Origin of the sequence: Nocardioides sp. YIM 152315 (assembly GCF_029210375.1) — a bacterium.
GTDB lineage: Bacteria > Actinomycetota > Actinomycetes > Propionibacteriales > Nocardioidaceae > Nocardioides.
On record NZ_JARGER010000033.1, the window covers coordinates 144,313 to 155,658 of the forward strand.

General features: G+C 71.9%; 12 protein-coding genes. 8 read left to right on the top strand and 4 right to left on the bottom strand.

The window, feature by feature from the left end; translation table 11 throughout:
• Positions 1-3: 3 nt before the first annotated feature.
• Positions 4-1,251, bottom strand: coding sequence for a glucose-1-phosphate adenylyltransferase (locus PZ894_RS10790; protein ID WP_275744644.1), 1,248 nt, complete (start codon positions 1,249-1,251; stop codon positions 4-6).
• A 37-nt stretch (positions 1,252-1,288) separates the two neighbouring features.
• Between PZ894_RS10790 and glgA the strand changes: the two genes are divergently transcribed.
• Together glgA and PZ894_RS10800 are read left to right on the top strand one after the other, a co-directional pair.
• On the top strand, positions 1,289-2,494 hold the full coding sequence (gene glgA, locus PZ894_RS10795; protein WP_275744645.1) for a glycogen synthase: 1,206 nt from the start codon (positions 1,289-1,291) through the stop codon (positions 2,492-2,494).
• Between the two features lie 17 nt (positions 2,495-2,511).
• On the top strand, positions 2,512-3,174 hold the full coding sequence (locus PZ894_RS10800) for an EthD domain-containing protein (RefSeq protein WP_275744646.1): 663 nt from the start codon (positions 2,512-2,514) through the stop codon (positions 3,172-3,174).
• On the opposite strand, the gene PZ894_RS10805 is transcribed toward PZ894_RS10800, so the two are convergent.
• From PZ894_RS10805 to PZ894_RS10815, 3 genes are read right to left on the bottom strand one after another with little or no spacing between them, the layout of a single operon-like run.
• Positions 3,175-4,530, bottom strand: a complete 1,356-nt coding sequence (locus tag PZ894_RS10805; protein WP_275744648.1) for a gluconate:H+ symporter — start codon at positions 4,528-4,530, stop codon at positions 3,175-3,177.
• Positions 4,530-5,033 (bottom strand): gluconokinase, encoded by a 504-nt coding sequence (locus PZ894_RS10810; protein ID WP_275744650.1) that lies wholly within the window; start codon positions 5,031-5,033, stop codon positions 4,530-4,532. The genes PZ894_RS10805 and PZ894_RS10810 overlap by 1 nt, the downstream gene beginning before the upstream one ends.
• 9 nt (positions 5,034-5,042) lie before the next feature.
• On the bottom strand, positions 5,043-6,353 hold the full coding sequence (locus PZ894_RS10815) for a hypothetical protein (protein WP_275744652.1): 1,311 nt from the start codon (positions 6,351-6,353) through the stop codon (positions 5,043-5,045).
• A 207-nt stretch (positions 6,354-6,560) separates the two neighbouring features.
• On the opposite strand from PZ894_RS10815, the gene PZ894_RS10820 reads away from it, so the two are divergent.
• The 6 genes from PZ894_RS10820 (at position 6,561) to PZ894_RS10845 (ending at position 11,261) form a co-directional block, all read left to right on the top strand.
• Entirely contained in the window at positions 6,561-7,736 is a 1,176-nt protein-coding gene (locus PZ894_RS10820) for an acyl-CoA dehydrogenase family protein (RefSeq protein ID WP_275744654.1), read from the top strand.
• A 12-nt stretch (positions 7,737-7,748) separates the two neighbouring features.
• On the top strand, positions 7,749-8,894 hold the full coding sequence (locus tag PZ894_RS10825) for an acyl-CoA dehydrogenase family protein (RefSeq protein ID WP_275744656.1): 1,146 nt from the start codon (positions 7,749-7,751) through the stop codon (positions 8,892-8,894).
• A gap of 82 nt (positions 8,895-8,976) precedes the next feature.
• On the top strand, positions 8,977-9,291 hold the full coding sequence (locus PZ894_RS10830; RefSeq protein ID WP_275744658.1) for a WXG100 family type VII secretion target: 315 nt from the start codon (positions 8,977-8,979) through the stop codon (positions 9,289-9,291).
• Positions 9,291-9,581, top strand: coding sequence for a WXG100 family type VII secretion target (locus PZ894_RS10835; RefSeq protein ID WP_275744659.1), 291 nt, complete (start codon positions 9,291-9,293; stop codon positions 9,579-9,581). The genes PZ894_RS10830 and PZ894_RS10835 overlap by 1 nt, the downstream gene beginning before the upstream one ends.
• The gene (locus PZ894_RS10840) at positions 9,578-10,957 is read left to right on the top strand and encodes an RNase A-like domain-containing protein (protein ID WP_275744661.1); all 1,380 of its coding nucleotides are present in this window, start codon (positions 9,578-9,580) and stop codon (positions 10,955-10,957) included. The genes PZ894_RS10835 and PZ894_RS10840 overlap by 4 nt, the downstream gene beginning before the upstream one ends.
• Positions 10,958-10,967: 10 nt before the next feature.
• On the top strand, positions 10,968-11,261 hold the full coding sequence (locus tag PZ894_RS10845; RefSeq protein WP_275744663.1) for a contact-dependent growth inhibition system immunity protein: 294 nt from the start codon (positions 10,968-10,970) through the stop codon (positions 11,259-11,261).
• Positions 11,262-11,346 lie beyond the last annotated feature (85 nt).

Below are 11,346 nucleotides of genomic sequence, written 5' to 3' on the forward strand. Positions count from 1 at the left end.
CTGTCAGGCGGGGAAGACCTGGTCCTTGCCCAGCACCGTCAGCCCGTCCTCGACGACGAACCCGCGGGCCCGGTCCTCCTCGGGATCGAGACCGAGCCGGGCGCCGGGCGGGATGACGACGAACTTGTCGACGATCGCGTTGCGCACCACGGCGCCGGCGCCGACGTGCACGCCGTTCATCAGCACCGAGCCCACCACGTCGGCGCCGGCGTCGACGCGCACCGAAGGTGACAGCACGGAGCGCCGCACCAGACCGCCGGTGACGACGACCCCGGGAGAGAGCACCGCCTCGTCGACGCGGGCGTGCTCGCCCGCCTCACCCTGCACCAGCTTGGCGGGCGGCTGCGGGCCGTAGGAGGTGTAGATCGGCCACCTGAAGTTGTAGAGGTTGAAGATCGGCAGCGGCGAGACGACGTCCATGTGCGCCGCGAAGTAGGAGCCGAGCGTCCCGACGTCGCGCCAGTAGTCGCGGTCGCGGGCGGTCGAGCCCGCCACGTCGTTGTCCTTGAAGTCGTAGACGCCGGCCTGCTGGCGGCGCACGAACGCCGGCACGATGTCGCCGCCCATGTCGTGCTTCGAGCCGATCTCGGTGGCGTCGCGGGTGACCGCCTCGACCAGCGCGTCGGCGTCGAAGACGTAGTTGCCCATCGACGCCAGCACCTCGCCGGGACTGTCCGGCAGGCCGGTCGCGTCCGTGGGCTTCTCGAGGAACTCGCGGATCCGGGTCGGGTCGTCGGGGTGCACGTCGATGACGCCGAACTGGTCGGCGAGCCCGATCGGCTGCCGGATCGCGGCCACCGTGCACGCGGCACCGCTGTCGCAGTGGGCCTGCACCATCTGGCCGAAGTCCATCCGGTAGACGTGGTCGGCACCCACCACGACGACGATGTCGGGCCTCTCGTCGCGGATCAGGTTGAGGGACTGGTAGATCGCGTCGGCGCTGCCGAGGTACCAGTGCTTGCCGACCCGCTGCTGCGCCGGCACCGGTGTCACGTAGTTGCCGAGCATCGTCGACATCCGCCAGGTCTGGGTGACGTGCCGGTCGAGGCTGTGCGACTTGTACTGGGTGAGCACGACGACCCGGAGGTAGCCGCTGTTGACGACGTTCGAGAGCGCGAAGTCGATGAGGCGGTAGATGCCCGCGAAGGGCACCGCCGGCTTCGCCCGGTCGGCCGTCAGCGGCATCAGCCGCTTGCCCTCCCCGCCCGCGAGGACGATCGCGAGGACCTTCTTGCGGGAGCTGGGCGGCATGTTCTCAACCTAGTGCCCGACGGATAGGTTCGCCCATGTGCGAGTCGACGTGCTGTCCCGCGAGTACCCACCCGAGGTCTACGGCGGCGCCGGCGTGCACGTCGCCGAGCTGGTGCGGGCGCTGCGGTCGCGGTCCGACGTCGAGGCGCACGTGCACGCCTTCGGCGCGCCCCGTCACGACCAACCCGGCGACGAGGCGCTGACCTCGTCGTACGCCGACCTCGCGGAGCTGTCGGGGGCCAACGCGGCGCTGCGCACCCTCGGCGTCGACCTCGCCATCGCCGACGGCTGCGTCGGCACCGAGCTCGTGCACTCGCACACGTGGTACGCCAACCTCGCCGGCCACCTCGCGTCGCTCATGTACGACGTGCCGCACGTCGTCACGGCCCACTCGCTCGAACCCCTGCGGCCGTGGAAGGCCGAGCAGCTCGGCGGGGGATACGCGATCTCGTCGTGGGCCGAGCGCACGGCGTACGAGGAGGCGGCGGCGGTGGTCGCGGTCTCGGCCGCGATGCGCGACGACGTGCTGGCGTCGTACCCCGTCGTCGACCCCGCGCGGGTGCACGTCGTCCACAACGGCATCGACACCACCGACTGGGCCCCGCGCCACGATCACCACCGAGTGCGCGAGCTCGGAGTCGACCCGGACCGCCCCTCGGTCGCGTTCGTCGGACGGATCACCCGTCAGAAGGGGCTGCCGCTCTTCCTGCGCGCCTGCGCGTCGCTGCCACCCGACGTGCAGATCGTGCTCTGCGCGGGCGCGCCGGACACCCCGGAGATCCTCGCCGAGGTGGAGGGGCTGGTCCATGGCCTGCGCGCCTCGCGGTCGGGGGTCGTCTGGATCCCGGAGATGCTCCCGCGCCACGACGTCGTGGCACTGCTCTCCGCGGCGACGGCCTTCGCGTGCCCGTCGATCTACGAGCCGCTCGGGATCGTGAACCTCGAGGCGATGGCCTGCGAGACCGCCGTCGTCGCGACCGCGACCGGCGGCATCCCGGAGGTCGTCGTCGAGGGGGTGACCGGCGTGCTGGTCCCGATCTCGCAGGCGACGGACGGGACGGGGACGCCGCTCGACCCGGACCGGTACGTCGCCGACTTCGCCGCCGCCCTCGCCTCGGTGGTCTCCGACCCGGCCCGCGCCGCCGCGATGGGCGTGGCGGGCCGCGAGCGGGCGATCTCCGACTTCTCCTGGGAGGCGATCGCCGCACGAACCGTCGAGGTCTACCGGTCCGTGCTCCGATGACCCGCTAGCGTCGCCCCGTGCGCAAGAGCATGTTCCTGATGTGGGGCGACGAGCTCGCCACCACGCTCCGCGACGGCGCGGTGCACGCGCGGCTCGCCGCGGTCGGCGTACGCCGTCTCCAGGTCAACGTCACCGACGATCCCGTCGCCGGCGCGCTGCGCATCGACCACGTCGACGACCCGATCGCCGGCTTCGTCAGCGTCTGGGACGCAGACGCCGCCGCCGTCGCCGAGGTGCTCGGCCAGGTGGGCGTCGTGCACGGGTACGCCGTCGACGAGCACCGCCGCCTCGACCCGCCGGAGGCATGGGACGGCAGCCGCGCCGACGCGCTCGCCAACGTGGCCGTGCTCCGCAGGCCCGCCGAGCTCGACCACGACGAGTGGCTGCGCCGCTGGATGGTCGACCACACCACCGTCGCCATCCGCACCCAGGCGACCTTCGGCTACGTCCAGAACGTCGTCGTCGCGCCCCTCACCGCAGGCGCGCCCGCCGTCGACGGCCTCGTGGAGGAGCTCTTCCCGTCCGCCGCCGTCACCGACATGCACGCCTTCTACGGCAGCCGCGGTGACGACGCCGAGCTCGGCCGGCGCATCGGCGAGCTGATGGCCAGCGTCGCCCGGATCGGCGCCGACCGCGACCTCGACCTGGTGCCGACGAGCCGTCACCTCTACGAGCTCTAGCTAGATGAAGATCCCGAGGATCAGCACGACGACCAGGCCGGTCACCGACAGCACGGTCTCCATCAACGACCAGGTCTTCACGGTCTGACCGACGGTCATGCCGAAGTACTCCTTGACCAGCCAGAAGCCGGCGTCGTTGACGTGGGAGAAGAAGAGCGAGCCGGCGCCGACCGCGAGCACGACCAGCGAGACCTCGCCCGAGGGCATGCCCTCGACCAGGCCGATCATCAGCGAGCTCGCGGTGATCGTCGCCACGGTCGCGGAGCCGGTGGCGAGCCGGATCAGCACGGCGAGGACCCACGCGAGCAGCAGCACCGAGAAGTTCGCGCCCTTGGCCCAATCGGCGAGCAGCGTGCCGATGCCGGTGTCGACGAGCACCTGCTTGAAGCCGCCGCCGGCGGCCACGATGAGCAGGATGCCGGCGATCGGGCCGAGCGAGCCGGCGACGGTGTCGGAGATCCTCGCGCGGTCCATGCCGGTGCCGACGCCGAAGGTGAACATCGCGACCAGCACCGCGATCAGCAGCGCGACGAACGGGTTGCCGATCACGTCGAAGACCTGCCGGAGCCGGTCGTCCTCGTCGTCGATCGCGATGTCGACGACGGCCTTGCCGAGCATCAGGACGACCGGGAGCAGCACGGTCGCGAGGGTGATCCCGAACGACGGGCGGGTGGCCTCGTCACGGTCCGGGCTCTCCCAGGTGGCGGGCGGCTCGACGACCACCCAGCGTCCGGCGAGGGTGCCGAAGAGCGGGCCCGCGACGACGATCGTCGGCACCGCCACGAGGATGCCGAGGCCGAGGGTGACGCCCAGGTCGGCGCCGAGGTAGTCGATCGCGGTCACCGGTCCCGGGTGGGGCGGCACGAAGCCGTGCATCGCCGAGAGGCCGGCGAGGGCCGGGATGCCGACGGTGATGAGCGAGACCTGCGCGCGCCGGGCGACCAGGTAGATGACCGGCATCAGCAGCACCAGGCCGATCTCGAAGAACATCGGCAGGCCGATGATCGCGCCGACGAGCGCCATCGCCCAGGGGAGCATCCGCGCCGAGGCGCGACCGACGATCGTGTCGACGATCTGGTCGGCACCGCCGGAGTCGGCGAGCAGCTTCGCGAACATCGCGCCGAGCGCGATCAGCGCGCCGACCCCCGCCGCGGTGTCGCCGAAGCCGGTCGTGAACGACTCGAGCACGTCGCTGACGTTCTCCCCCGCGATGATGCCGACGGTCAGGCCGCCGAGGATCAGCGCGAGGAAGGGATGGACCTTCAGGACCGTGATCAGCAGGACGATCAGGGCGATCGCCACGAGTGCGGCGGTGATCAGCTGCCACCCCGGGGCGACCGGGTCGACGACGTCCATCAGCGGTCCTCGGCATCGCGGGTCATCTGGTCCACGTACCCCTGCACGATCGCGTCCACACTCTGGTCGACGTCGAGGACCACACCGTCCTCGTCGGGCGCCAGCGGCTCGAGGGTCGCGAACTGCGACGCGAGGAGCGAGGCCGGCATGAAGTGTCCGGGCCGGGCCGCCTGGCGCGCCGCGATCAGCTCCGGCGTGCCGTCCAGCAGGAGGAAGACGACGTCGGGCGCGAGGCCGCGGATCTGGTCGCGGTACTTCCGCTTCAGGGCCGAGCAGCTCATCACGCCGCCGTCCTCGTGGACGGCCAGCCACTCGCCGACGAGCGCGAGCCACGGGTAGCGGTCGTTGTCGTCGAGCGGCTCACCGCGGCTCATCTTCGCGACGTTGGCGGAGGGATGCAGGTCGTCGGCGTCCTCGAAGGGCACCCGCAGTCGTTGCGCCAGCGCGGCGCCGACCGTCGACTTGCCCGAGCCCGAGACACCCATCACCACGAGGGGACGCATGCGGTCACGTTAGCCCGCGGGTGCCTCCGTGGACGTGACGTCGGGCACCGGGGTCGCGGAGTCGGACGCGGGAGGCGGCTCGGCAGTCGGCGTGGCGGTCGGCTCCGGCGTCGGCTCGGCCGTCGGCGGTGCATTCGTCGGCGCCGCACTCGTCGGCGCCGCACTCGTCGGCGGTGGGCTCGTGGGCGGCGCCGACGAGGCGGGCTGCTGGGCGGGCTGCTGGGTCGGCGACTTCTCGCCCGCCGGGCCGGCCGGCTCCTCGGACGCCCCGTCCGAGGAGCCGTCCGCAGTCTTGTCCGCAGTCTTCTCCGCGGTCTTGTCGGTCGGCTCGTCCGTCGGTTCCTCGGACGGCTCGGTGGCGGGGTCCTCGACGGTGACCACGAGCGGCTGCGAGACGCTGCCCTGCGTCGACGGGGTCGAGAACACCTCCCAGCGGTAGGTCGTCGTCTCCTCGACGCGCAGCGTCACGGCGACGCTCGCGCCGACGGCGACCCGGACGGTCTCCCACGTCCCGTCGTCCTGCTTCGCCTCGAGCACCACCCGCGCGCCACTCATCGGGGCACCCAGGTCGTCGACGACCCGGCTCTGGAGCGTCACCCTCTGTCCGGCCGCCACCGTCCCGGTCGGCCCGGCGATCGACGTACGGGTGCCGTAGCCCTCGAGGTCGTACGTCGTGGTCGCGCCGGGTCGGCCGATCCGCCACGCGTCGACGTCGAAGGGACTGCCGTCGCATCCGAAGCCCACGACGTAGAAGCCGTAGCCGTCCCCGCCCATCGTCTGCACGAAGGCCGGGACGCCGGAGGATCCGGCCTGGGCGCCGGTCGGCCGGTGCGTGGCCATGTCGTACTGCGTCCAGGCGTAGCCGAGGCCGGGCACGTCGACCGTGGTCCAGTCCGCGGAGGCCGGCACGGTGAGCGAGGCGCGGCCGATCCACATCCTGCTCGTCCCCGCGTCCGCGGGCGCCTGGTAGCCGACGTACGCGACCCCGGTCGTGCCCGCGGCGGCGGAGACCGAGACCCCGGCGACGGTGGTCGCGCCGATCGCCTCGACGTAGCTGACGACGCCGGCCGCGGTGCCGGCGCCGGTGTCGAAGCCGAGGCTGCGCTGGCCGGTTGCGCCGGCCCCGGTGGCCAGGCCGATCATCGGCCGCAGCGGCTCGGTGGAGCGCTGGAAGACGTCGCCGCAGCCGACCGCGGTCAGCTGGGCCCGGTTGCCGGGCGGGAACGCGGTGCCGCGGACCGTCACGTCGGCGTTGCCGGCCGCGGAGGCTCCGGGGACGGTGCCCGCGGCCACGGCGGCAAGAGCCGCGGCGACGACCATGACTCCCCGACGCACCGTTATCCCCGTTCGTTGGCTCCCGACCCTTCCGCCAAGGCTACGTCGGTTTCGCCGACGTGGCCCCGGCGTTCCCCCAAACTGACCGTGAACTGCCAGACTCCGAACCTACTGAGCGGTCGCTTTCCAGGTGCGGCATGATGGGAACGGCCCCGTCGGGAGCCCGCCCACGCACGACCAGGAGGTGCATCGATGCAGCTGGCGCTGTCGGCCGAGGACGCCGAGTTCCGCGACCGGATGCGGGAGTTCTTCACGACGAAGATCCCGCAGGAGACCCGCGACGCCGTCGCCGAGCGGCGCGAGCTCTCTCGGGAGCAGTACGTGGAGAGCATGCAGATCCTGAACGCCGCGGGCCTCGCCGTCCCGAACTGGCCGGTCGAGTGGGGCGGTCAGGACTGGAGCCCCCTGCGTCGCCACATCTGGCACGAGGAGATGCAGCATGCGTTCGTGCCGCAGCCGCTGGCGTTCAACGCCTCGATGATCGGACCGGTCATCGCGCAGTTCGGCTCGCAGGAGCTGAAGGAGCGCTTCCTCGCGAAGACCGCCAACCTCGACATCTGGTGGTCCCAGGGCTTCTCCGAGCCCGACGCCGGCTCCGACCTCGCCTCGCTGAAGACGCGAGCCGTCCGCGACGGCGACGAGTACGTCGTGAACGGCCAGAAGACGTGGACGACGCTCGGGCAGTACGGCGACTGGATCTTCACGCTCGTCCGCACCAACCCGGAGGTGAAGAAGCAGGCCGGCATCTCCATGCTGCTGATCGACATGACCTCCCCCGGCGTCGAGGTGCGCCCGATCGAGCTGATCGACGGCGGCCACGAGGTCAACGAGGTGTGGTTCACCGACGTGCGCGTGCCCGTCGAGAACCTCGTCGGCGAGGAGGACCGCGCCTGGGACTACGCCAAGTTCCTGCTCGGCAACGAGCGCGTCGGCGTCGCCCCGGTCGGCGCGACCAAGCGCAACCTGGCCCAGGCCAAGGAGTGGGCGGCATCGGTGTCGACCGGTGAGGGCACGACGCTGCTCGACGATCCGCTGGTCTCGACCCGGATCGCCGAGCTCGAGAACGAGCTGCTCGCCCTCGAGCTCACCGCGCTGCGGGTCGTCGCCCACTCGGCCGACGGCAAGCCGCACCCGGCGTCGTCGGTGCTCAAGCTGCGGGGCACCGAGCTGCAGCAGGCGGTCACCGAGCTGATCGTCGACCTCGCCGGACCGGCGTCGCTGGCCAGCGGCGCCGGCGACGACTCCGCGCTGCCGTGGTGGACCCGGCGCGCGACCCCGACGTACCTCAACTTCCGCAAGGCCTCGATCTACGGCGGCTCCAACGAAGTGCAGCGCCAGATCATCGCCCGCACGATCCTGGGACTCTGAGGGGGCTTCACGATGGACTTCAACTACGACGAGGAGCAGCAGGCGCTGCGCGAGGCCGTGCGGGGCCTGGTCGGCAAGGCGTACGCCGACTTCGAGAGCCGTCGCCAGACGGTCGCCGACGACCCCGGGTTCAGCGAGAAGGTCTGGACCCAGCTCGCGGAGATGGGCATCCTCGGGCTTCCGTTCGACGAGCAGCACGGCGGGATGGGCGCCGGTGCCGTCGAGGTCGGCATCGTGGCCCAGGAGCTCGGTCGGGTGCTCGCTCCCGAACCCTTCCTGACCTCGGTCGTGCTGGCCGGCGGCCTGGTCGCCGCGGCCGGGTCGGAGGAGCAGAAGGGCGAGCTGCTGGGCGCGCTGTCCTCCGGAGAGAGCGTCCCGACCTTCGCGCACGCCGAGCCCGGCTCGCGCTGGCAGCCGGCCGCGTCGGCGGTGACCGCCACGTCCTCCGGGGACGCCTGGACGCTGAGCGGCGTGAAGGAGCCGGTGCCGCACGGCGCCCGCGCCGACGTGCTCGTCGTGTCGGCGGCGCTGCCGTCGGGTGGCACCGGGCTCTTCGTCGTCCGCCCCGACGCGTCGGGTCTGACCCGCGTCGGCTACGCCACCCACGACGGGGGCCGGGCCGCCAAGGTCGCCTTCGACGCGACACCGGCGACGCCGCTCGGCTCCGCCGACGACCGCACCGAGATCATCGCGCGCGTCGTCGACATCGCCCGCGTCGCCGCGTGCAGCGAGGCGGTCGGCGCGATGGAGGTCGCCCTGCACACGACCTCGGAGTACCTCAAGAGCCGCAAGCAGTTCGGGGTCACGCTCAACACCTTCCAGGCGCTGACCTTCCGCGCGGCCGACATGTACGTGTCGCTCGAGGAGGCGCGCAGCCTGGCGCTGTGGGCGACGATGGTGCTCGACGACTCCGCCTCGGGCGAGCAGGCGGCCGAGGCCGCGTCGCGTGCGTCGCTGGGCGTCAGTCGCGCCGGTCGCCACATCGGCCAGGAGGCGATCCAGCTGCACGGCGGCATCGGCATGACCGCGGAGTACAGCATCGGCAGCTACACCAGTCACCTCACCGCGCTCGACCACCTGCTCGGCGACGGCCACCACCACCTGGGGCTGCTCGCCGCGGGCGTCGCCGGGTACGACGAGGTCGACCCGCTCCCCTGACCCGATCTCCCTCGTCGGGAGTTATCCACAGATCGACGAACGGTGGTGTCCCCGGGCTCCCGGCCCGGGGATGCTGCCTTCCATGGCTCTCGGGATCACTGCCAGTCACGATGCCTTCCTCACCGCGTTCGCCGGCGTCGACGCGGCCGCGGGGCGCCTCCGCTGCGACCGCGACCGCGTCTCCCACCGGGTCGAGACGTTGCTCGACGGCGGCTGGCGGGGCACGGCGGCCACGGCGTACGCCGAGGGCTGGAGCGGTTGGCGCGACGGGGCCGACCAGGTGCTGGCGGCCCTGGAGGCGATGACGAGCCTGTTGCGGGCGGCCGACGCCGACCTCGTCGAGACCGACGACGACAGCGGGTCGTCGATCGCGCTGATCGCGGCGAGGCTCGGCTGATGCACGCCGTCGACCTCGACCTGCTCGCCGAGACGCTGGTCGCGATGAAGCACTGCGGCGAGGCGCTCGACGCGCGACTCGCCGAGGTCGCGGCGCAGGTCGGCGCGCTGCAGTCGACCTGGACGGGCGACGCCGCCGACGCCCAGGCGACCGCGCAGGCGGAGTGGGAGGCGGGGTTCGAGTCGATGCGTGAGGGGCTGGCGGCGATGCGCGCGGCCGGCGAGCTCGCGGCCGACAACTACCACGCGGCCGTCGACACCAACCTGCTGATGTGGGGACAGGTGTCGTGAGGGTCGCGGTCAGCGAGCAGGCACACGCGTCGGCGGTCACGGCGCTGGTCGACGGCAACCGGCTCGCGGCACAGGCGTCCGTCAAGCTGGCCGACCGGCTCGCGGCGTACGCCGGCATGGCGGGCGACGACTCCACCGCGACTGAGTTCGCGTCGTCGTACGACGACGCCGCGGCCGCGTCGGTGGCGGCGCTGGAGTCGCTGGTCGGGGCGCTCGCGGCCCTGGCCCGGCTCGTCGAGGCCACGGGCCTCAACCACGCGCACGCCGACTCCTCCTCGGTGCTGCCCGGCTGGGCGCGGCCGCTGGTCGGGCCGCCGACCGCGGCGTCCCGCACCGTCGGCGTCGTGCTGCCCGAGCCGCCGTCCTCCCGCGGCTCCTCGGCCTCGCCACCCGGCGGCCTCAGCGGGCTCGTGCTCGACGCCCTCCAGGACGTCTTCTGGCCCAATGCCGACACCGATCGGGTCCGCTCCGCCGCCTCGACCTGGACCGCGGCCGCCGAGGCGCTGCACCTGCTCACGGCCCACTGCGACTCGGCCAGCTCCGCGCTCGAGGACGAGCGCTCCCCCGAGACACCCCTCGCCCTCGGCGTGGTCTCCGAGCTCCGCAGCCGCGTCGGCGACCTCACCGCGCAGCTCGGCGACCTCGCCGCCGCCTGCACCACCTACGCCGACCACGTCGACGCCAAGCGCCACGAGCTCGTCGAGCTCCTCGAGGACCTCGCCCAGGAGCTCGCCATCGGCGCCGTCGCCGCCGGCACCCTCACCTTCCTCTCCGGTGGCACCGCACTCGTCGCCGGCAGTGGCGCCGGCGCCGCCCGCGTCGCGTCGGCTAGCAGCAAGTTCCGCGGCATCCTCGACAGCCTCCGGGCCCTCACGGCCGCCACCGCCCTCCAGGCCCGCCCCGTCGCCGTCACCGCCGGCGAGGTCGGCGCCTACACGCGCAAGATCTCCCGCGCACGCGTGATGCTGATTGAGGCGAGTGGAGCGGGAGGGAAGGGCACACCGCTCAAGATCGCCGCCCACGAGGGAGCCAATCGTGGGCACACAATCGCGAAACACGTTGGGAAGTCCATCGAGCACCTGCGTCATCGCGCGGCCACGCATCCCACCGCGACACGAGCGTCAACCTTAATCGACGAGCGATCCGCCGATCGTGCGATCAGTCGGGCACTCGACCGTCACGCCGACGAGGTTGTCGCGTGGCTGCGGTCGGGCGACCGGACAAAGCGGCTCGATGCTGTCCTGGACGAAGCCACGGGCATATCGGTAGATCGTGCCGGGGTCGTGACCGAGGTCAAGGGCATCCGCATCGTGCTTGTCAGGGAGTCATCGATGCCCGAGGGTTACTGGATCAAGACAGCGTTCCCGGAGCCGTAACGGAGTGGCAATGAACAAGACACCTGCGCTCTGGAACTTGGTCGGGATCTACTTCAACCAGGACTGGCCGGAGGACTACGGCAGCGAAGAGGCGTCGATCAACGCGTTCCTCGAGGACTTCGCCAGAGAGCGGGTCGAGCTGCAGAACGAACTCAAGTGGATACTCGATCACTTCCACGACGAGGACGAGCTCGCTGCGTACCTGGATGCCCAAGGCAGTGAGTACCTACCGCCGAAGGAACTCGGTGGATATCGCGGATGGCTGATCCGCATTCTCGAGCAGGTGAGATCGGCGCCCGCCTGACCGTCAGGTACGTCGGTGGAACTGGACCTTCCCGGTGGGCAGGTAGGTGGTGTCGTAGCTGGGGTCGTGGGCGCGGTTGTGGTGC

Coding starts and splice junctions, on each gene's coding strand:
- PZ894_RS10810 (WP_275744650.1), bottom strand. CDS start 5,033: ATGCGTCCCCTCGTGGTGATGGGTGTCTCGGGCTCGGGCAAGTCGACG.
- PZ894_RS10835 (WP_275744659.1), top strand. CDS start 9,291: ATGCACGCCGTCGACCTCGACCTGCTCGCCGAGACGCTGGTCGCGATG.
- PZ894_RS10845 (WP_275744663.1), top strand. CDS start 10,968: ATGAACAAGACACCTGCGCTCTGGAACTTGGTCGGGATCTACTTCAAC.
- PZ894_RS10805 (WP_275744648.1), bottom strand. CDS start 4,530: ATGGACGTCGTCGACCCGGTCGCCCCGGGGTGGCAGCTGATCACCGCC.
- PZ894_RS10830 (WP_275744658.1), top strand. CDS start 8,977: ATGGCTCTCGGGATCACTGCCAGTCACGATGCCTTCCTCACCGCGTTC.
- PZ894_RS10825 (WP_275744656.1), top strand. CDS start 7,749: ATGGACTTCAACTACGACGAGGAGCAGCAGGCGCTGCGCGAGGCCGTG.
- PZ894_RS10820 (WP_275744654.1), top strand. CDS start 6,561: ATGCAGCTGGCGCTGTCGGCCGAGGACGCCGAGTTCCGCGACCGGATG.
- PZ894_RS10815 (WP_275744652.1), bottom strand. CDS start 6,353: ATGGTCGTCGCCGCGGCTCTTGCCGCCGTGGCCGCGGGCACCGTCCCC.
- PZ894_RS10790 (WP_275744644.1), bottom strand. CDS start 1,251: ATGCCGCCCAGCTCCCGCAAGAAGGTCCTCGCGATCGTCCTCGCGGGC.